Annotated in this window: 18 protein-coding genes and 1 pseudogene; 1 reads left to right on the forward strand and 18 read right to left on the reverse strand. The window is 36.3% G+C overall.

Features of this window, described 5'->3' with window-relative positions; translation table 11 throughout:
• Window positions 1-589 precede the first annotated feature (589 nt).
• Window positions 590-2059 (forward strand): hypothetical protein, encoded by a 1470-nt coding sequence (locus tag EA412_10870; protein TVR77514.1) that lies wholly within the window; start codon window positions 590-592, stop codon window positions 2057-2059.
• Window positions 2060-2178: 119 nt separating this feature from the next.
• On the opposite strand, the gene EA412_10875 is transcribed toward EA412_10870, so the two are convergent.
• From EA412_10875 to EA412_10960, 18 genes and pseudogenes are all read right to left on the reverse strand, one after another.
• Window positions 2179-2889: a glycosyltransferase gene (locus tag EA412_10875; protein TVR77515.1), complete on the reverse strand. Its 711-nt coding sequence runs from the start codon at window positions 2887-2889 to the stop codon at window positions 2179-2181.
• A 137-nt stretch (window positions 2890-3026) separates the two neighbouring features.
• Entirely contained in the window at window positions 3027-4091 is a 1065-nt protein-coding gene (locus EA412_10880) for a hypothetical protein (protein TVR77516.1), read from the reverse strand.
• Window positions 4092-4241: 150 nt separating this feature from the next.
• On the reverse strand, window positions 4242-5171 hold the full coding sequence (locus EA412_10885) for a hypothetical protein (GenBank protein TVR77517.1): 930 nt from the start codon (window positions 5169-5171) through the stop codon (window positions 4242-4244).
• Window positions 5168-6436: a hypothetical protein gene (locus EA412_10890; GenBank protein ID TVR77518.1), complete on the reverse strand. Its 1269-nt coding sequence runs from the start codon at window positions 6434-6436 to the stop codon at window positions 5168-5170. The genes EA412_10885 and EA412_10890 overlap by 4 nt, the downstream gene beginning before the upstream one ends.
• Window positions 6433-7491, reverse strand: a complete 1059-nt coding sequence (gene pseI / locus EA412_10895; GenBank protein ID TVR77530.1) for a pseudaminic acid synthase — start codon at window positions 7489-7491, stop codon at window positions 6433-6435. Before pseI ends, EA412_10890 begins: the two co-directional genes overlap by 4 nt.
• A gap of 4 nt (window positions 7492-7495) precedes the next feature.
• Complete coding sequence (locus EA412_10900) at window positions 7496-8443, reverse strand: ATP-grasp domain-containing protein (protein ID TVR77519.1); 948 nt, start codon at window positions 8441-8443, stop codon at window positions 7496-7498.
• Window positions 8444-8490: 47 nt separating this feature from the next.
• Window positions 8491-9186 carry a metallophosphoesterase gene (locus tag EA412_10905; GenBank protein TVR77520.1) on the reverse strand — a complete coding sequence of 232 codons (696 nt, stop codon included), beginning with the start codon at window positions 9184-9186 and terminating at the stop codon, window positions 8491-8493.
• A 1-nt stretch (window position 9187) separates the two neighbouring features.
• Window positions 9188-9859: an SDR family NAD(P)-dependent oxidoreductase gene (locus tag EA412_10910; GenBank protein ID TVR77521.1), complete on the reverse strand. Its 672-nt coding sequence runs from the start codon at window positions 9857-9859 to the stop codon at window positions 9188-9190.
• Between the two features lie 31 nt (window positions 9860-9890).
• On the reverse strand, window positions 9891-10457 hold the full coding sequence (locus EA412_10915; protein TVR77522.1) for a GNAT family N-acetyltransferase: 567 nt from the start codon (window positions 10455-10457) through the stop codon (window positions 9891-9893).
• Window positions 10458-12536 (reverse strand): annotated as a pseudogene (locus EA412_10920) (aminotransferase class III-fold pyridoxal phosphate-dependent enzyme).
• Complete coding sequence (locus EA412_10925) at window positions 12524-13393, reverse strand: aldo/keto reductase (protein ID TVR77523.1); 870 nt, start codon at window positions 13391-13393, stop codon at window positions 12524-12526. Before EA412_10925 ends, EA412_10920 begins: the two are co-directional and overlap by 13 nt.
• The gene (locus tag EA412_10930) at window positions 13383-13928 is read right to left on the reverse strand and encodes an N-acetyltransferase (GenBank protein TVR77524.1); all 546 of its coding nucleotides are present in this window, start codon (window positions 13926-13928) and stop codon (window positions 13383-13385) included. Before EA412_10930 ends, EA412_10925 begins: the two co-directional genes overlap by 11 nt.
• On the reverse strand, window positions 13918-15123 hold the full coding sequence (gene pseC, locus EA412_10935) for a UDP-4-amino-4,6-dideoxy-N-acetyl-beta-L-altrosamine transaminase (GenBank protein TVR77525.1): 1206 nt from the start codon (window positions 15121-15123) through the stop codon (window positions 13918-13920). Before pseC ends, EA412_10930 begins: the two co-directional genes overlap by 11 nt.
• Window position 15124: 1 nt before the next feature.
• The gene (pseB, locus tag EA412_10940; protein ID TVR77526.1) at window positions 15125-16135 is read right to left on the reverse strand and encodes a UDP-N-acetylglucosamine 4,6-dehydratase (inverting); all 1011 of its coding nucleotides are present in this window, start codon (window positions 16133-16135) and stop codon (window positions 15125-15127) included.
• Between the two features lie 11 nt (window positions 16136-16146).
• A complete protein-coding gene (locus tag EA412_10945) occupies window positions 16147-17316 on the reverse strand; it encodes a hypothetical protein (protein ID TVR77527.1) in 1170 nt (389 codons plus the stop codon).
• A 314-nt stretch (window positions 17317-17630) separates the two neighbouring features.
• Window positions 17631-18578, reverse strand: a complete 948-nt coding sequence (locus EA412_10950; protein TVR77528.1) for an SDR family oxidoreductase — start codon at window positions 18576-18578, stop codon at window positions 17631-17633.
• 333 nt (window positions 18579-18911) lie between these two features.
• Entirely contained in the window at window positions 18912-19865 is a 954-nt protein-coding gene (locus EA412_10955; protein ID TVR77531.1) for an SDR family oxidoreductase, read from the reverse strand.
• Window positions 19866-20055: 190 nt separating this feature from the next.
• The gene (locus EA412_10960) at window positions 20056-20811 is read right to left on the reverse strand and encodes a sugar transferase (protein ID TVR77529.1); all 756 of its coding nucleotides are present in this window, start codon (window positions 20809-20811) and stop codon (window positions 20056-20058) included.
• Window positions 20812-21529 lie beyond the last annotated feature (718 nt).

Consider the following 21529-nt stretch of genomic DNA (forward strand, 5'->3'; position numbering starts at 1 on the left):
TGCGGCTAAAGCTTCCCATGCAGCAAAATTGATGAGAGAACTTATAAAAATCAGGCCGGTCAGTAGCTTAATTGATTTATGCATCTGATGGTTGATAATTTGAACTATTGTTTCTTGATAGGTAAATTGAATAATTTAGCTATCTTCGACTTCTCAAGGAAAACGAAGTTATATTTAAGCTACTGTTATTAAATGGAATATATTACTAATTCTTGAACTTTTTTAGGTATGAATATTCTTTTACAAATCCGGTTAAAAAACGACAGGTATGTTCATTAAAATCAATTCGCCGATTATTGTATATTTGATCAAGATCTTTTGATTCACAAATTTTTTAATTAGAGCAATGATTACAAATTCATCCTAAATAAATTTTCGATATTGGCAAAAATTGAAATACAGCTAATGATTCAGCATTTCAAAAGTCCACACAGCGACATAGTCCAGATTTCAACGCTTCCATGGCACTCGTACGGTGCCATTCAGCTAGCGAGAGTTGTTGCTTATACAAACCCGACACATCAAAGCGCACCCAACATTTCTCCCAAAAGTCCCGTAGAATAATTTTTGTTTTAACGATAATCACTCCATGAACATATCCCAAATAAATTCTTTAATAAAGGTCGCACTGCTGATTTTTACGGGATTTGTCATCATACCGCAAAACTCGGTCGCACAGCTCACACCACCCGAGTTCAATTTTGAAACCTATGGAGTGGTTAGTTCATCCGGAGCAACTCCTTTTTGGCTGCAGAGTAACCGCTATGGCATGTTTGCACCGGACGGCAGCCACATTCTTACGCGCTTTCAGGCGCACGGGCTTGGATACTTTGGAGGCAGCGATAGTGACCGCTTCACCCTCCGCTATGGCGTCGACCTTATTGCGCGTCCGGGCAGCTCCTCTACCCTGTCGTTTAACCAAGGGTATTTACGAATGGATGCTTGGGGACTATTTTTACAGGCGGGCAGGTTTCATAACACCTCACCGATTCATGATGAGGAGTTGGGAATGGGATCGTTAGGAATCAGCAATAATGCAGCGCCCATTCCACAACTACGGGTAGGGCTTACTAACTGGACTTCACTACCGTTAACTCGCGACTTTGTTCAAATAAAAGGTTATATCGCCCATGGCTGGCTGGGCAGCAGGCGAATTACAGATAATGTTCTTTTGCATGAAAAGGTAGGTCATGCACGGTTTGGAGGTGATTTCCCTCTCAATATCTATGGAGGGCTTGCCCACTATGTATTGTGGGGCGGAAAAAATCACCCGGATCATGGAGATATTCCGGCCGGTATCAGCGAATATTTTAATGCGTTTTTTGCAACAAAAGCCGGAGATGACTCTCCTCCACAGTTCCAGGCATATATGTATGGAGACCATATTGGGGCATGGGATTTCGGCTTCTTCATGGAATTTGAAGATGTGGATATCAAAGTTTACAGACAGTTCCCTCTGGAAACCAAAGACAATCTTAAGTTTAAAAGTCTGCAGGATGCTTTAACAGGGGTTAATTTTCAATTCAATGAATCCTTTACGCTTCCAATAAATGCTCTTACTTATGAATTTCTATACACCAAATACCAGGATGGACCAAGAGTTCCTGAACCTGAAGGTTTGAGAGATACTCATCGAGGTAACGAAAACTACTACAATCATGGACTGTATAGAACAGGCTGGGTGTACAACTCTCGAACGATCGGCAACGCTCTTTTTATCCCCAGCAGTGACCCCAATATCGGGGTGTTTAATAACCGCATCGTGGCCCATCATCTTGGAGTATCTTTTAGCCTGATGCGTAACATTTCACTGAGCACAAAAACCACATTCAGCCGAAACTATGGTAAAAGATGGGATAATCGTATTCCAGACGATGAAGAGAAGATTGGCTTGTTTGACCCCTATATCATCCAGTGGAGTTTCTTTGCAGGTCTGGAAACTCCATTGAATTGGTCTGGGAATACAATTACAATTCTCACTGAAGCCGGATTTGATAACGGAGCACTTGTGGGTGATCAATTTGGAATATTGGTTGGCATAAGATGGATACCCAGATGAACGAGAAAGTATAATATTGATAAATAATGCTATATATTTTACTCAGGAATTAATATTTTTTAGGTCATCCGTCACTATCTATTACGAAATTTCATCCACTTTATATTTTGGTTAGTTGTCTAATCAGTTAATTTATTTTTAATAAAAATGAAAATAAATACTACATATAAATAAAGTCGATTATACAATCTTTCCTTATATATTCTGTAAGGCATACGTAAATTATACTTATCAATAAATTGTGGGTAGTAATTAATTGATTCAGAGGTTTGATGTATATATCCCCCACAACTAAATATGATGCAATTATAGCTTAAAGAATTGCGTATTTTTATCATAAACTCTTCTTGTTTTATTGCACCCATTCCTACAACTATAAACTTAGGTTTTAGAGAGTTAATAGTTTCCATAATTTTTATAAATTCTTCATTGTCAATATTATATCCATGCCTGTATCCTATAATATTAATATTTAAAAACCCTTCTTTTATATTTCGTACTGCTTTGGTGATTGCATCTTCTTTGGATCCTATAATATATATGCCATCACCACTTTTACAGCTCTGTTCAAATATTATGGGAGACAGGCTTGTTAAATCAAAACTAGTTCTATCAATTCCAGATTTATAAAAGATCTGCATAAATTTTACAAGCATAATACCATCATAACCAATTCGATCTACTTGTACCAAAAGGTCTTTTCTTTTAGACATCTTTACATATGAAACTGGATTCAAAAATGTAATTAATACAGTTTCCTTTACCTCGGATTTAATCAACTCTACTATATCACTTAAATCGATAGCCTTTTTATGTAATATATTGTTCATATAAATGTAAAATTGTCAGATTTAGTAAAGTGCCATTGAGACATATTTCTATGGTCTTTATACGGAATTTTCTTAGAGTCTTCTTTTATAGGTTTTTCACACTATAAACAAGCAAATAATCAAATCCTGAAATTACGTTACCAATGACGAGATCTTTGTTGTGCAAAGATTAAGAGAATACATAATTGATAAACATCGTATATCATATTATGAAAAAATGAAAACAAATATATTATAATTAGAATATATGTTAGCCTGTTTTTAATTGCTATTTTATATAAAATAAATATATATATCATACTGCCAATAACTCCAAAATCATAGAGTAATCTAAGAAAATCATTATGCACATGAACATCATAACCATAATAATCCATAACTAAACTTCGGGATTGTTCTGCCCCTAATCCAAATAAGATGTGAAATATATTACTTTGCAAGTAATCTTCAAAAATATACATCGTTAACCAATACCTGGTTATAAATGATCCATCCTGTAGATCTCCATCCCTTAACATAATTCCGGAATCAGTAAGAGCGGATAAGGCTCCATATATGGGATAAACAAATGACAATAAAAGAACTGTTACAATGAACAATTTCTTCATATGCTTTCGCTCACCATACCCCATTGAAAGTAAAACAATTACAAGAAATAAAACTAGTGCAGAGCGAGTTTGACTAATCAATAATAAATAAACAACAGGCAAACCAAATAGTAAAGCATAAATCTTTGGCTTGTCAACTACTAATACAACATAAATTATTAATAAATAGATAGATAAAGTTGTTGCCGATACAGAGAACCCACTAAACCTATCATATTCCGTTACAAGGCTAAGAATAAGTAGAGCTGTAATCAATATCACAGCCAAATACTCAAAAAATGAGTTGAAAATTAAATCACTTTCCTTTGACCATACACTACCCGCTACTGTGTATAAGACCAATGCAAATAATATAAATATAGCCGGATTATAACTAGATAAAATAACACCTGAAATGATTACAAAAACAAAGAAAAGTATGATATATATAGATAGTTTATCATAATATATATTCCTTCTCACCTCCACTATCATGAGCATTATTAGTGGGGCAATTAGCATAGTTATATAAATATTAACAAACACATCATAGTTAGTATGCAAATATCCGGAAATAGTATTTGTTGCAAATAGTATTATTACTACGTAAACCATTAATATAATACCAAGAGAAACTCTCAACACATTATTCACAGTATAATGGGTTTAATATTATTCTTTTCATTTATGGCAATTAATTATTTGCAATAAACACTATCTGATTCATCTTATTTTTAAATCAAAATCAAGTGAGTTAATACACATTTACTTTTCATCTTCAATTAATAGTTCATTAGTACAGACTTCTGTCAAAAATGAGCTCCCAGAATAAATTTGACTGTGTGAAACTATAAAGCAATCTATGTGCTCATAACCACTAAGAGAGATAATTAAAGAAGAACCAAATGTATAAATTGTAAGATTCTTGATATGTGGTGCTATCATTTCTAATGTATAGCCATGCTGATAAAAATCATACTTATTTATGATATTTTCACCCTTAGAATACCTATGCTCAATGTAGTAGTCGATTTCATATTTTTTTATAATATTATTAACAATTCGTTCGTAATTCTCTTTTTCTTGTTTGTTGTCTTTTTTCCGTGGTTGACTTAGAGGCTGGCCAATAAATATTTTTTTATTATCTAATTTTTGAATAAGATGGGCCGGGATATCTTCAATTGGTTTTAATATTAACTTATCTACATCAAATGATTTAAAAGATTCATGAACTTTATCGGGCATGAAAATTTGCACTTTATTTACTTTATTTTTAAACCATTTATGATCTCTGTGTGTTATTACATTTTTAAATTTTTGCTTTAAGTTGTTTTCAATAAAATTATAATGGTAATTATAATGCCCATCCTCTACAATGACAATCTGTCTAGGATTTATATAGCTTATTATATATTGGCTTATTGTCAATTCTAAATTAGATAAATAAACTGTATCTACATTAAATTTCTTTTCTCTTAATAATTTATTAACCTGAACAAAAGGAAATCTATTCTTGGAAACTATATTATGCATGTTATTTTCATCAATGAATCGTAACACCTCATGTTTATTTGAAATATGGATAACCTGATAATTATCACTTATATAATTTAAAGAATAGTAAATATCATTAAATTTATAAGAGATAATCAAATCTATCATATTATTGTCATCAGAAACCGACGCTTCTTTCATTTACTTATTATTTTTTTTAAAAAATATTTACCTAAACCCATTACGGCTAAACAATACATTGCAAAAGTTATTGCAGTACCAAAAGCAACACCGGCAATTCCATAACCAGCAGTTACAAGAAAATAATTGATAGTGATATTTACAATAACAGCAATAATAATTACCAACAGGTAATAAACTTGTTTATCAATTATATTCAATACATTTCCCCAGCCAGCTGAAAAAGGTATGAATAATGTTCCAAAAGCTATGATTTGAAGAGAGTGTATACCAGGTATATATTCGGGTAACAGAGTTCTTATAATCCATGGGAAAATTGTTAATACACCAATTAATACCGGGATTACTAATATCCCAGTATATTTGGTTTGTATCCATGCCCAATGTTGTAAAGAACTTTTTGTGTTAGACTTCCCCCAATCATAGGCCATTCTTGGGTATAATTGTTGGGAAATAATATTTGGAAACAATGTCATTCCACCAAATACGATAATTGCCATGCTATAAAAACCAAGCTCTTCCGTTCCTAAAAATAGGCTAATTATCCATCTATCAACTGTATTCAAAAAAGTATATGTGATGCCAACAGCCATGATCGGAAAACCAATTCTTATAAGATTTTTCACTTCTTTCCAATCATAGTCGATACTATACGAAATAGATGACTTTTTATATATGTAAGTGACGGCTATAAATAATGCTGCAGTATATGCGATTATAAATCCTTCAAGCTTAAATAGGTAAGTTAACGGTATAGCAAATAAAGGGAATAGAGCTGAAAACAGAAGTTGCTTCTTACTAACAAAACTAAACAATGTATTTGCCTTAAGTGAGGCATTAACCAAGTAATAAAATTGTGTAACTATAAATAAAGGAATTAACCACAATAAAGATGATCTTAAATTAGGGTCATTTACTATTAATGAAGCAAATAAAAGAAATACTAAAGCAATTACTGAGCTTATGCAAACCGTGGAGAAAGTTATATTTTGAATGTGTTTTGCCTTTTTTACATCATTCTTACCTAAATTAATTGGAATCTCTCTGTTCATTCCATTTGAAATTCCAAGTTCAAATAGGCCTCTGTAAGCAATACTCAAATTTAATAAATACCAGATTCCCCAAAGTGCAGGGCCCAGTATTTTTGCAGCTGTTAACTCAACTAAAACTCTTGATAATTGGTATATAAATGTAGATGAACTATAAAAAGAAAACTCTTTAACCAATGAATTTTTGAACACCTTTCCTATTAAAGAAAAATTCAAATTGAGAATCCATTAATTTCGTTGCCGCCTAAAGGATTTCCTTTTTTAATATTTTTTAAAGACACCTTTCCCAGTATCTCATTTAAATACTTTGGGTGCAACCCATTCCCCGGCCTGATCGACCTCACATTCTCCATCGTAAACTTCTCCCCTATCTCTATATCTTTAACTGCAAAAATAGAACGTGCAAATTGTTTGTTTTTTTCTACTTTTTCGGACAGTTCGTAGGTTACTTCTCCCAGAGCTTTTTCTGCCTGTCTAACTGCTTGCACCATAGACCTGAATTCATGAAAATCTAAGGAAAAATCTGCATCAATTCCGCCTACTGTTTTATCCATGATAAAATGTTTCTCAATTACTTTTGCTCCCAAACTTGTGGCTACAATAGGAACAATATGTTCCAAAGTATGATCAGAGAGCCCAACTTCAACACCAAACCTCTTTTTCATATCAACCATTGTTCTCATATTAGCGAGTTCAATAGGAGCCGGATAAGAGGAAGTGCATTTTAAGAGTATAATTTGTTCATTGCCACTCTTTTTGCAGGTGTCTACAGCAAGTTGAATATCCTCTTCTGTGGCAATGCCGGTACTCATAATAATAGGTTTTCCTTTAGAAGCAGTGTATTGAATCAAGGGTATATCATGAATTTCAAAAGACGCAATTTTATACGCCGGAGTATTTAAATCTTCCAAAAAATCGACTGCAGTTCTATCAAAAGGAGAGGAAAAACAAATTAACCCTTCTTCTTTTGCCACATTGAACAACTCTTCATGCCATTCCCAGGGTGTATACGCTTCTCCATATAACTCATATAATGTTTTCCCCTTCCATAGCCCGTCTTTAATTTGGAAGTATTCATTATCACAATCTATGGTAATGGTATCTGCCGTATAGGTTTGGAGCTTGAATGCATCAGCGCCTGCACGCTTAGCAGCCTTAACGGTTTCAATAGCATTTTCAAGACTTCCGTTATGATTAGCTGATAATTCCGCAATTATAAAAGCCGGATGACCATACCCTATCTTTCTTTGGCCTATTTCAATTTCCTTCATTGAATTATTGAATATATTCATTAAAACCTTTGTAAACTTTTTTTCCGATTGATATTTCAGTGTAATCAGATATCGGAAGACCTATCATATCCTCAATAGACCAACGAACATCCTTGAATCCCAAAAGATCTCTGAAACGTACAGTGCTCGAAAATCTTGGATTAATTTCAAAAACTATGGGACCTTTATTTGTCAACCGAAGCTGCACATTAATGCTCCCAACTAAATCTAGTGTACTAGCTATATCGTGCAGTAGATTAGTTATTTCATTATTTGAAACAACTTCTGCATATCCAGTAAATCCCCCCATTAATTCTCTTTTAAGAATGATTGATCTAATCAATCTGTCCCTACTTCTAAAAACACCACAAGTATATTCTCCAGTATCCCCATCTAAATATTCCTGCACTATAAAATCATTTTCTATCCCCTTAAATGCTTTGAAGGTTTCAGAATCACGAACTATGTTTACTTGAGAACTTCCTGATCCTGTCCTGGATTTCAAGACTACAGGAAATTTTTCTATAGTATCAATTTCATTTAGTAAGTATGTAATAGGATATGGAAGATTATTACTTTGTAAAAATTTAGCAGTTAAAAGCTTATCAAAGCCAATTTCTAAAGCTTCTTTTGAAGCCATGATTAAATTAGCTTCTCCAATTTGTCTTATATCTTTTTTAGAAAAATACCTTAATTCAGGTTCGGAGATAGGTATTATATAATTAATTTTATACTGATTAACAATGCTTTCAAGATTGGAAACATATTCAGAATTACTACAAGGCAGCCCAATTAAGAAATTTGGGTATATAAATTTTGCTGCATTTTTATCTGTTATATCACATCCATATAAATTATTAACAAGATTACTTTCATTAAGTATTTTGCCGATACTTTGGCCTATATCGCCTCCACAACCGGTTACTAGTACATTGATTTTCTCACTACTCATATTTTGCTATCACATTGGAATCTAAAATTGTATTGACGAAATCTATTTTATCGCTCTAAAACTTTGTATGAATACTCGTTTTCGGGATCAATCAATTTGACATCCTTGATAAGATGTGCTGTATTGTATGGAGTATGTATTATTTCATAACTTTTATCAGAAGTATTTATAATCGCCCAATTTGCTACGCCTCCTTTTTGCCTTGATTGTCCCACAGATCCACAATTTATGAGGATGCTATTTTTGCATTTATGAATAAAGGAGTAATGAGAATGACCAATCAAAACGAAATCGTGCACATCAGAATTACACTCATCTAATTTTTCAATAGATGCATCCGGGTATATGTATTCATCGATGTTATTTGGGCTACCATGATTAAGCTGAAATGATACCCCGTCAATAACAACGTCTTTTTGGCTCGGCAATGAAAACAACCATTTTAATTTTTCATCATCAATATTTTTGAGTGCCATTTCATGACCACTGCCATATTTTTCTTTGAGGCTTTTAGAGTCAATCTTGTTTTCATAAAGAGCTTTTAGAATATCTTCATGATTCCCTTTAATAATTTCATAACTCCACTCCGAAAGTGCTTCCAGAATTACTTCCGGTCGATAGTAATAACCAACAATATCTCCTAAAACCAGAAGTTTCCTAATCCCTAAAGCAGTAGCTGATTTAAGAACTTCATTAAACGCATATTGATTTCCATGGATATCTGCTATTACTCCGATTTTCATATTAAAATTTCACTTCTTTTAATATTCTTTCTGCAGCTTCTGCTGGATCAACTAATTGCTGATTTGATTTAAATGCTATAAAATCATTTTGTTTGGGAAAAGTATTCTCTCTAATTGTCTTCTGCATGCCGGTATCCAAAACACCCGGATCAATATCATATATACTAAGATTATTATTTTCTTCATCTAGGATTTTAAAAAACATAGCCATATATGCTTTTGCCGATCCATATAAAGACCAATATTGTATCGGATTATTCCTTGCTCCTGATGTTATATTAATAATTGATATTCTTTGCTTGGGGTATCTTTTAATCAGACTGTTAACAAGATTAACAGGATAATTAATATTCACAGCTATAGAGTTTTTTATTTCAGAAAAACTAAAGGTGCCAACAGGTTTTATGGGAACTATTGTACCTGCATTGTTAAACAGAAAAATAACACTTTCCTCTGCTAAAAATTGATCGAGTACGTTTAAAAGTTCCTCAGAAAATGGTTTGGATAAATCAGTTGGTACAAGAAAAAGATTTTTATTGTTAAAGTTGCTATGATCGTCATGAAGTTCCCGAGAAAGGGACAATACAATACTTTTTTTGTCTTGTAAGATAATATCTAAAAAAGATTTGCCCAGGCCCTTATTTGCCCCTGTAATAACAACTATTTTTTTCATTTTATTTATGCAGGTCAACAAATTATGATTGTTAGTCTATTCTAAATTTGGAGTGTATAATAACATCAACATACCTTAAATTATACAAACAATGATTCTTCAACACCGCTTCCAAAACATAACCAGAATTTTTTAAAACCGGATAAAGCTTAGGCCTTAGATCAAGCGCATAGGTGAAAATTTTATGTAAAGTTAGTTCTTCGAATGCTACCTCTTCAATAAGCTTTAAAAAAATGTGCCAATAATTTTCGAAATAAGATGCTTCTAAAGATGTGTCCATTATGAAAGATATCTCGGCATTCTTATCAACCCAATTAATATGAACCAAGCCACCATATCCAATGCATTTATCTCCTTCTAAGAAGGAAAAGAGGATTTGATTTGGTTGTTCCTGATCAAAAAGCCTGGCCACTATATTTTGAAAATATTGATCCTGATCTTTTTCTTCTAACGGCTTGTTTTGACGCAAATGATAGATCTGTTCATTTCGCCATTTCATAATTTTATAGCGGTCTTGAAACCGAATAGGGATCAAATAATATTCATTCTTTGAGAAAACTTGCCTATCTAAGCAAGTATAAGAATCAGGAAAAGTCATTTAATTCAATCTTTTAAATCCAGAATGACAAACAGGCCCCTCAAGTAGAGCATCAATATTTTCTTGCCCAATTATACACTTATGTATTAAGTGATAAACTTCATTTAAACTTTCAAAGTATTGATCAAAGTAAACATCTTCATGGGCAACTGCAGCGTAAAAATTTGTACTGGCCAGAATCCCTTGTTTTAGCATTTCTTGAGTTACCAAGGTTTTGAATTTGATTGCATCGGAATGATTAAACGAATAGGTTGAAATCGATGGAATTCCTGCTATTGAAATGCTTAAATGGTTGCTATCAGCCAATTCTTGCCATCCATCACGCATTTTATAGCCTTTTGCAGTAATTATCTCCCAAGATTTAATGCGTTCCATTACTTCAAGTGTTTTCAGAGCAGCGGTAGGCCCTATTCTTTCTGTCCAAAACGTACTGCTAATAAATGTTTTTTGAGCAGCTTCCATTATGGATCGTCTGCCTACAACAGCTGTTAAGGCATACCCGTTACCAATAGTTTTACCATACATGGCTAAATCTGGTTCAATTCCATACTTTTTATGTATCCCCCCAAATGTTTCTCTAAACCCGGAAGTACATTCATCAAAAATCAAAATAATATTATTCTGAGTTGCCAAGTCTCTGACCTTCTGCAAAAAATTATCTTCCGGCCCAAAATTTCTTTCCACCTCCATTTTGATAACACCGATATCATGTTCAGCCACAATTTTAACTAATTCTTTAAAATCGTTGTAATGGAAAGGAAATACAGTGTTTTTAAGATTCTTTGGCACACCTGCCGGATGTAATCCTGGTAATAAATGGTCTGCCAGTCCGTCACCCTCATTGTGGTTGGTAGATAAATACCAATCATGCCAGCCATGATAGCCGCATATTGCAACCTGATCTTTTCCTGATGCAGCTCTGGCAATCCGAATCGCAATTGCGTTGGCCTCTCCGCCACTTCTTGCAAAACGAACCATGTCAGCCCAAGGATTAATTTCAACTAGTTTCTCTGCCAAAAATACCTCCTCCGGACAAGAAAGTGTACTCATATTACCTTTCCTAACAGATTCCATTACTGCTGCATCAACCTCTTCATGCCCATATCCTAAAGTATTGGTTCCAATACCCATTATGGACATATCAATAAATTTATTGCCGTCTAAGTCAGTAACTAAACATCCCTTAGCCTCTGAAAAATATGAAGGCCAATGATCTGGCAAAAACATTTCCGGCCTTTTGGAAAGCAACATTGTGCCTCCGGGAATCAGTTGTTTAGCTTTTTTATATAATTCTTGTCCTGAGCCCATAATTTATGATTTATCTTTGTTCAATGATTTTAAATAGCCCTCGTTCCTTATAATATCTTGATTTTTGAATTTATGTATATTATTGATAATGTAATAAGTGTACTCCTGCCATGAAGCTGTAGTTCCAAGTTCAGACACCAATATCTTAATAGCTTCAAGGTCATTGGGCTCATCAACTGTCATTCGAATGTGATTGAAATTTGAGGAAGATTTATAATGCACAGCTTTGAACAAGGTTCCACCTTTTAGATTTGAATTATTTCTAATATATGGTGTTACATGCTCTCTATCAGATGTGGATTTTGCTTCATTCCAGGCTTTCTCCAATGCTTTAAAGGTGAAAACCTCAATATCTTGTCCGTCAGGATATTCTTCCAATATGACATTTGCGCCATAATCTGCTTTTTCTTTAATGGTATACTCGATAACTGAATCAATTAAGTCCGCATCAAGCAATGGACAATCAGATGTGACTCTCACAATATAATCTGGCAAATAGGGCAATGCTGCTTGATAAAATCTATCCAAAACATCATTTAAATCGCCTTGGTAAACTGCAACTCCTAATTTTTCGGCTATACTTAGTATAGTATCGACTCCAACTTCCTCTGTAGTTGCCACTACGAAATTCGTTACTAATTTGGACTTCTTAACTCGGTCTATGTGTAATCCTAAAAGTGTAGTGTCTCCTATAGTTTTGATAACTTTCTCAGGAAAGCGAGTGCTTCCTACTCTAGCCTGAGTAATCAACAATATTGTTAATGGTTCCATACTGCGGGGTTTAATAAATAGGATTCATTTACTACAATATTATCAATTTCATTAAAGGCTTGATGAGGAACTCTTGAAGCCAACATTTTTATATTATTTTCCATTTGATTTAAAGAGTCGACACCTATCAGTATTCCATCAATATAAGTTTTTGATAAAGCATAATGTAGAGCCAATGCTGCTTTCTCAACACGATACTTTTTCGCAATAATTTCTAATTGTTCTAAGTATGCTTTTAAGGGATTCAGTTTTAAAGGAATTTTATTTCTACTCATAAAAAACAAACCCTGAAGAAAAACGGATCTGGTATGAATTTCAATATTATTAGCTTTTAACTTTTCTAAAGCTTTCCCTCTTAAGTTGTAATTATCTAAAGCATTAAAAGGTAATTGAACCACTTCAAATAATTTATGATTGCAAATTTCGTCGACTTGCTCATTAGTGTATAGTGAAATACCTAATTTCAGATACTTTTTACCCTTTTGCTCTATTAACTTTTCAATATTTTTTTTACTTGATTCCCTAAAGTCTTCAAAACTATGGAACATTATTGTATCCACTTGATCAACTTTTAAATTTTGAAGAGAGTTTTCAAGTGATTCTAAAGGCGTAGCTCCCTGCTTAAGATTAAACTTGGTAATAATTTTAAAATCTTTATCTAATCGAGATTGATTATAATTGCCTATTCTTTTTTCGGAATTCCCATAAGCTGCCGCTGTATCCAGAATATGAATATTTGATTTATGAACTAAATCAAGAATATTAAATACTTCATCTTCAGTCAATTGCCCGGTACTGTTATTGATACCGTAGTTCATTCCAAATTGAACCGTTCCTAAAATAATCTTACTGTTCATAGATAGGATTAAAAAGGGCCATTCTTAAGATATCATCATACCCTAACTTTGTTATTACATGCTTTTTATACACGCCTTCAACAGTAAACCCCAACTTTTTATATAGCTGCACCGCTGATTCATTGTTACTACGAACACCTAAATTAACCTTCCTTAAATCTATATCTTTAGAAAAACAATACATTATAACGGACAATGAAGCCTCTTTTGCATAGCCTTTTCCCCATTCCTTTTTCTCCCCCATCATTATTCCATACTCACCATATTTATGCCTGAAATTAATAGGGTCAATTTTAATATTCCCAATGTGCTTCCCATTTTCCTTAATATGAATAGCCCAAAATAAAATAGATGATTTCTCTACATTGAGCAGAAATTCATTAAGCTTATCAAGTGTATAATCACCACCTGATTCTAAATATGCATTAACTTCTGGATCATTCATCCAGTTTACATATACACTTGAAAGGTGATTTATTCCAAGCGGAACTAATTGGAGTCTTTCAGTTTCAATAATTGGAGTCTTAACTTTCATAAAATGATAATACTTTACTTATCACAAAGTTTAACTCATTGTTATTTAGAGTTGGATACATCGGCAAACTAATACAATTTTGATAATAAGCTTCTGCGTTTTTCATATCACCTTCTTTCCAACCAAATTGACGGTAATAGGGCATTAAATGGCATGGAATGTAGTGGATCTGGGCGTAAATGTTGTGCTCACGCAGAAAATTATATAAGCCTAATCGATCTTCCACTTCAATCACATACAAGTGATATGCATGCCCTTCTACTACTCCCGACTGACCTTTAATGAATGGTTTTCCATTAAAAGCTTTGAAATAAGTTGATGCAATTTCTCGGCGCCTTTCTAAACCTATTGCTGCTCGCCCAAGCTGACTTTTCCCTAAAGCACACTGAAAATCGGTGATGCGGTAATTATAGCCAAGCTCTTGCATCTCCATATACCAGTTGGGATACTTATGAGTCGTATGTTCTGAGGCATGAGAGGAACCAACTGCAAATTCGACTGAGTTTTGGTACTCAGACTCATCTTTAGTAATTCCGTGTGTTCGGAGTTTGAGGAGCTTATTGTAGAGCTCTTCATTATTGGTTGTGATCATTCCGCCTTCTCCAGAAGCAATATGCTTCACCGGGTGAAAAGAGAAGATAGCTAATTCGGCAAATTGTCCGTTCCCACAATTTTGCATGGCTCCATGCTTATCAGTAAAATATCCACCTGGGGAGTGGCAAGAGTCTTCAATAATCCAAAGATCATGTGCATCAGCTAATTCTCGAAAGGCTTCTAAATCAACGGCTCGACCCGCAAAATCTACAGGTATTATTCCTTTGTAGGTTCCTTTTGGCGAAGACTCCAACAATTCTTTCACGATATTCAAGTCAAGCAAATAGGTGTCAGGATCAATATCAGCAAAAACAACTTCACCGCCACAATACCTAATGCAATTAGCGGAGGCTGCAAAAGTAATTGGCGTTGTTATCACCTTATCCCCTTCCTGCACTTTTAAAGTTAACGCACATAAATGAAGTGCAGCTGTACCGTTGGAGATGGCTACTGCATATTTGGACCCCACATAATTTGCAAAAGCTTCTTCAAATTCTGCTATGCGTGGCCCTTGAGTTAGATAGTCAGACTTTAGCGTTTCAACTACAGCTTGGACGTCTTCATCTGTTATATGTTGGCGGCCATAGGGAATTACTTCCATGTTATACCTCAAAAGTTGGGTCTACGTGTTCTTTGATTAGTTTTCTAAGGCTTTCAACAGTTTCCCACTCTTTGTTATCTGCGGAGTTATAATTAAATCCCTGCTCTACACGCACAGCCGAAAAGTGATCAATGTACTCTTGCAAATTAAACTTAGGTTGTTGAGGTAAAATTGCAAAGTATTTACCTAAATCATAGGTATTGTAAGAATCTGATGAGGTGATCATTTCCTCATGAACTTTTTCACCGGGCCGTATACCAATTACAGGTTTTTCGCATTCAGGTCCAATTGCTTCTGCCACATCCAAAATTCGATAAGAAGGTATTTTGGGTACGAATAATTCTCCACCCCATGCATGTTCCAACGCATGCATCACCATATTTACCCCGCCCTGAAGTGAAATGTTAAAACGAGTCATTTCCGGATCAGTAATTGGAAGAACTCCCTCCTTTTTTTTATTCAAAAAAAATGGAATTACCGAACCATTTGAGCCCATAACATTACCATAACGTACCACAGAAAATTTAATCGGATTCCAGCCGGTTATGTTATTTGCGGCATTAAAAAGCTTATCAGAAGTAAGTTTTGTTGCCCCGTAAAGATTAATTGGGGCAGCCGCTTTATCCGTAGATAATGCAACAACCCGTTTTACATCGGTTTCAAGACATGCATTAATTAGATTTTCCGCCCCTAAAACATTCGTTTTAATACACTCCATTGGATTATATTCTGCAATAGGTACATGTTTCATAGCTGCCGCATGTATCACATAATCGATTCCCTTTAATGCTCGTTTAATTCTAGCCTCATCTCGTATGTCCCCAATAAAGAATCGAATCTGCGGATATTTGTTAACAGGGTATTCCTGAGCCATTTGAAACTGTTTTTGTTCATCTCTGGAAAAGATGACTAGCTTTTTAATACCAGGATAAGTTGAAAGTATGTGACTTGTGAGGGCTTTACCCAAAGATCCTGTGCCACCGGTTATTAATATTGTTCTGTCATTTAACATTATAATCTTGCCTATTTATTTAATAAATATTTTATGGTTACTATCGCGATTGAAATAAATATACCCAGAGCGGTTAGCAAGGTTAAAATATATCCCCTCCTTGGACTACTCTTATCACTCGGAACATTCACTGCCTGAACCATACTAAAGACTGGAGTCTGTTCCTGCACCTGCAGTCTTGCCTGCTCAAGCTGTTGTGAAAGGGTGTTGAACACATTAAAGGCTACATCTTTCTGGTCCTGAAGCCGTTCCAATTCGGTCTGGGCGCGGGCAGTAGTAAGAGTTACATTCTGATCGCGAAACTCCGCCAGGCGTATTTGCTCACGTTCAAAGCGCACTCTGGAACTTTCGTGCTGCTGCTCAACAAACTCAAGATCTTTGCGGGCTTTCTCAAGGCGGTAATCGGTCACATATTGTTTCAGCAGCTCGATCACATGCCTGTTCAGTTCTGCAGATGCTCTTGCGTCATGGAGTGTAACCCTTGATGTGAGAAGACCGGTTTCTTCATCCAGATTTACTGAGATCCGATCACGCATTGTTTTGATTAACTCTAACTCTTTTTTTGAAATCTGAATAAATTCATCAGCGAATGGGTCCTCTTCCAATACTGTTTCTGCTTCTTCCTCACCACTCATCCATTCGAGTATTGTAAAGGGTAATCCAAAGGTCAGTCTTTGAACCCACTGGGTCAAAGAATAGGAATAATGGTTATCATAAAAATCGGGTATCGTAGTGGTAACCTCATAATCCGCAAACCGAATCTCCTGTTCAAGAAGCTCTACCTGGAAAGAGAGACTGTTGACAATTCGTGGGTATATCATCGGAGGAATTGTTCCGGGGCTCATTTGGATTCCTCCACCGCCAAGACCAAAAGCTCCACCAAACTGTTGCAGGAGTTGCCCGGCCCTCCCTTCCTGTTGCTGCTGCACTTCTGGCATTAAAATCGCCTCACTTTCGTACTCTACCGGGCTGAAGAGGGCAATGAACAGTCCAATCGTAACAAAAACAGCAGTAATTTTGATAATGGTCCAACGACCCTCCCAAATGCTTTTAGCCAGCTCTACAAGGTCCATCTCATATTTTTCGTCCTGCATATATGGTTTATACTCAACAGGGACATAGCGGATATCGGGCTTTTCAGAGTTTCCCGGTTCAGGGCTCTTATTCTTGTCGTCGCTCACGGGTTGGATCGGGGTTTAAATGGATTTTACCGCTGAGGCCTATAAGCCACAGAGAGTATTAGGGTCTATGGTTTTAACCCGGCTATTATAGGCGCTAAAGTTACGGCAATCGGGGGACTTATTAAAGAGATTTATTCAAGGGCCAAGGTGCAAGCTACAAGACACGTGTCTACTGTAAGCACTTTCTGAAAAATTTCCATTGTCTCCCAAAAACTCCTCTCAGTCCTGACGCTGATACCGTGAAAGAAACCTAAGTAACAAATTGTCAAAACCAAACGCTGAAAGAATCTTGGTATGCTATCAGGTCTCAATTTTCAGTGCTTTGCTGAGAAGACTTTATCACGGAAGTACTCAAGGGTTTTTTTCAGGCCTTCTTTGCGTTCTATGCGGGGTTCCCAGTTCAAAATAGTTTTTGCTTTTGTAATATCGGGTTTGCGCACCTGGGGGTCGTCTTTGGGCAATTCTTCATGAATGATTTTGCTGCTGCTTCCTGTCAACTCAATCACTTCTTTTGCAAATTCAAAAATAGTGATCTCTTCGGGATTACCAATATTCACAGGTTCCACCTCGTCGCTTTGGGATAGTCGCCAGATCCCTTCCACCAGGTCATCCACATAGGTGAAGGATCGCGTCTGCGAGCCATCACCGAATACGGTGATATTCTCCCCTTCAAGTGCCTGACGCATAAACGTCGGCAGTGCCCGGCCATCATTCAGCCTCATCCGTGAACCGTACGTATTGAAAATTCGCACTATCCTTGTCTCCACCCCGTGAAAACGATGGTATGCCATCGTCATCGCCTCGGCAAAACGCTTGGCTTCATCATACACTCCACGGAAACCGACCGGGTTTACATTCCCCCAATAGTCCTCCTTTTGAGGATGAATAAGCGGATCGCCATACACCTCGCTGGTAGACGCCAGCAGGAACCGGGCCCTCTTCTCTTTGGCCAGCCCCAGTGCCTTATGGGTTCCAAGCGATCCAACCTTGAGGGTTTGGATGGGCATTTCGAGGTAGTCAATCGGCGAAGCGGGCGATGCAAAGTGAAGCACCAGGTCCAGCTCACCCTTCACGTGAATATACTCCGTCACATCATGGTGAATGAACTTAAACTCTTTCTTCCCGATCAGATGAGCGATGTTATCGGCATTCCCTGTGATGAGGTTATCCATGCAGATTACATCAAACCCTTCATTGATGTAGCGATCACATAAATGCGAACCTAAAAATCCGGCTCCGCCGGTAATCAATACACGTTTCAAATGGTTTTTCCCTAGTTAATTTGGACAATTTTGAACCTCCAAAATAGGGCATTTCAGAGAAAGGTACAGGGGAATATTTCACGGTGCACGGTTCACCGGCCACGGTGGGCGGTACGCGGTGTTGAAGCTTGAAGATTTGTTGGACGTTGCATGTTGAAGGTTTTCTGTTCAAGGCTTGTATTATTTACACAAGATTAACGTTCAACCTGAAACCTTCAACAAGTTGTCAACGCTTAACCTGCAACCTTCAACACTTTAGTCCTCAACGTTTAACGTTCAAAATTTAACTTGTTCCTAATTTTTAACTTCTTAATTAATAGAACTCATGATCAATCAAGATTCCCGCTTCTCATACCACTCATAAACGGCCTTTAGGCCCTCATTGAAGAATACCTCGGGCTTATAGTTCAGCTTTTCGCTGATCTTTGAGATGTCGGCTTCGGAGTGTTTGACGTCACCGGGCCGTTCGGGGCCAAAGTTGGGGTCTATCTCTTTTCCGCTGATCTCCTTAAGGGCTTCCACCATCTCTTTGAGTGATACCCGGTCGTTGCAGGCCACATTGTAGATCTGGTTCAGGGCCTCCCCGTTCTCTGTAAAGAGCGCGCGATCGTTGGCTTGTACGGCATTGGCAACGTAGGTAAAGTCGCGGCTGGTGTGTCCGTCGCCGTTGATGGTCGGCTTCTCCCCGTCGATAAAGGCCTGGCAAAAGATCGGGATCACTGCCGCATAGGGATTATCAGGATTCTGTTTCGGGCCAAAGATGTTGAAGTAGCGCAGTCCTACAAAATTCAGGCCGTACACCTGCTGAAACACATCCGCAAACTGCTCAATGGAGAGTTTGGTCACCGCGTATGGACTGAGCGGCTTGCCGATCCGGTTTTCCACTTTGGGCAGCTCCTTGCTGTCGCCATAGGTGCTGGAGCTGCACGCCAGGACCACCCTCTCCACACCGTTTTCAACGGCCGCGTGCATCACATTAACCGTACCCAGGATATTTACCTCAGTGGTACGCATCGGGTTTTCGATAGAGCGGGGAACAGAACCCAGTGCGGCCTGGTGAGTTATTTTATCAATACCCTTTGTTGCATTCAGGCAAACCTGGTAGTCGCAAATATCCCCCTCCATAAACTCGAACTTCGGATGGGATTCAAACTCCTTGATGTTTTCATAGTAACCGTTGCTCAAGTCATCCAGCACCCTAACAAGCGATACGCGGTCATCCTTTGTGAAGTGTTCTACCAGATTACTGCCGATAAATCCGGCTCCCCCGGTAATCAATAACTTTATTGAGTTTTTCTCTTTCTTCTGATTCAACTTATTTTTTTCTCTGTTTTCATAGTATTCAGTCTTCAGCACTGAAAGTAGAGCTTTTGGAAGAAAGGTTCAGATTTTTATCGAGAGATATAGTAACAACCTTGCGGCGGCCACGCCTCAAGCGTGATCCTGAAGTGTCTTTTTTTAATGCAGAAATAGAATCCTAATGCCCATTCGTCTTGCGGACAAACATGCGGTAAATAGTAAGCCAGATGATTTGAAAGTCCAATAAAAGGCTGGACTTTTCAGTATATATGAGATCATAATCAAGACGTTTTCTCATTTTATGTTCATCGAGTGTACCGCCTCGAAACCCATTTGCTTGGGCAAGCCCGGTAACGCCGGGCGCTAAGATGTACCGGTAATAGTGGTCGTCAAAAATTTCATCCCAATATCTGCACTCATCTACAGTATAGGGCCTTGGACCAACAAGACTCATTTGCCCCTGAAGTACATTTAGTATTTGAGGAAGTTCATCAAGATTCATTTTTCGAAGAAACTGCCCAAACTTGAATATACGCTGATCTCCCTTCTCTGTTATAACAGGCTCACCATTTTTGGATTTCATTTCAATAAGATGCATTGTACGGAATTTATAACAGGTAAATGATTTACCAAAAAGGCCTATCCTTTTTTGTTTAAAAATAACAGGGCCCGGTGATGCTATTTTAATTCCAAGAGCAATAAAGGGAAAGAGAAATGTAAAAATCAGAAATCCTGCGGTGCCTAAAATAACATCAGTCAATCGTTTTCCGTAAAATCCTTTTTTTGTCAGTTCATCATATCGGGTCTCTAGTTCAATTCGTCGATTTTCGCCAGGACTTTCTACTTCTCTCCATAAACGAACGTTTTGCCGGCTTTGTGCGGTAGAGTTTAGAGCTGTTTTCAAAACGTGCTTACTATTATTTTGTAGGTGTATTTTTTTTGCAAAGGGCTTCCAACAACTAAATGTAACATGATTTTACCTTATTAACAATTCATTATACATATGACTATCTGTTTAATTATCAAATTCATTAAAAAAGCGGTTTCATTGATAATTATTTAAATTAGAGCCCAATAAATATAGATTCAAACTTGAAAATCGATATAAATCAAGCTACTGTTTCACAAAAAGAACTAAATTTGAATATTCAAGTGAGTATTATTGATTTGTAACCTTACTATTTTTTAATACAATCCAACATCTGACTGTACCTATTAATTATTTAGATTTATTGCTAAAACATTTCTCAAATCATTCGCCTACAACTGTTTTTGACAGGTGTTTAAAACCTCAATATTCTCTTTACTTCCTCAGTTTTCTGAACCTGAAACCTTAAGCATAAAGATTTCAGGTTCTTCAAGTTTTGGATTAAGGAGTGATGAAAGAAGAATTTGTTACATAAAAAATATCTCCTACTAAATAAGCTTTGAAAACTTATTTTTTGACGTAATTAAAAAGCGTTCAAGCGTTAGACTTTTATCTCCTTTCTGATGCCTTTCACAATTCGTTTTCATCTTCTCTTTAATTTTTATCTAAGTAAGAATTTCCAGCTTCAATTAACTTGCAACTTTCACTAGTTATCCGAAAGTAATGGGTCAAATATCTGACCTATTTTTTTTCGATATTCTTCCATCATGAGAACGAGTTTATC

The sequence above is a fragment of the Chitinophagaceae bacterium genome, assembly GCA_007695095.1.
GTDB lineage: Bacteria > Bacteroidota > Bacteroidia > Chitinophagales > REEL01 > REEL01.

Excerpts from the sequence above, each read along its gene's own strand:
- EA412_10870 (TVR77514.1), top strand. The coding sequence starts at position 590 with ATGAACATATCCCAAATAAATTCTTTAATAAAGGTCGCACTGCTGATT.
- EA412_10875 (TVR77515.1), bottom strand. The coding sequence starts at position 2,889 with ATGAACAATATATTACATAAAAAGGCTATCGATTTAAGTGATATAGTA.
- EA412_10880 (TVR77516.1), bottom strand. The coding sequence starts at position 4,091 with ATGGTTTACGTAGTAATAATACTATTTGCAACAAATACTATTTCCGGA.
- EA412_10885 (TVR77517.1), bottom strand. The coding sequence starts at position 5,171 with ATGAAAGAAGCGTCGGTTTCTGATGACAATAATATGATAGATTTGATT.
- pseI (TVR77530.1), bottom strand. The coding sequence starts at position 7,491 with ATGAAGGAAATTGAAATAGGCCAAAGAAAGATAGGGTATGGTCATCCG.
- EA412_10900 (TVR77519.1), bottom strand. The coding sequence starts at position 8,443 with ATGAGTAGTGAGAAAATCAATGTACTAGTAACCGGTTGTGGAGGCGAT.
- EA412_10905 (TVR77520.1), bottom strand. The coding sequence starts at position 9,186 with ATGAAAATCGGAGTAATAGCAGATATCCATGGAAATCAATATGCGTTT.
- EA412_10910 (TVR77521.1), bottom strand. The coding sequence starts at position 9,859 with ATGAAAAAAATAGTTGTTATTACAGGGGCAAATAAGGGCCTGGGCAAA.
- EA412_10915 (TVR77522.1), bottom strand. The coding sequence starts at position 10,457 with ATGACTTTTCCTGATTCTTATACTTGCTTAGATAGGCAAGTTTTCTCA.
- EA412_10925 (TVR77523.1), bottom strand. The coding sequence starts at position 13,393 with ATGAACAGTAAGATTATTTTAGGAACGGTTCAATTTGGAATGAACTAC.
- EA412_10930 (TVR77524.1), bottom strand. The coding sequence starts at position 13,928 with ATGAAAGTTAAGACTCCAATTATTGAAACTGAAAGACTCCAATTAGTT.
- pseC (TVR77525.1), bottom strand. The coding sequence starts at position 15,123 with ATGGAAGTAATTCCCTATGGCCGCCAACATATAACAGATGAAGACGTC.
- pseB (TVR77526.1), bottom strand. The coding sequence starts at position 16,135 with ATGTTAAATGACAGAACAATATTAATAACCGGTGGCACAGGATCTTTG.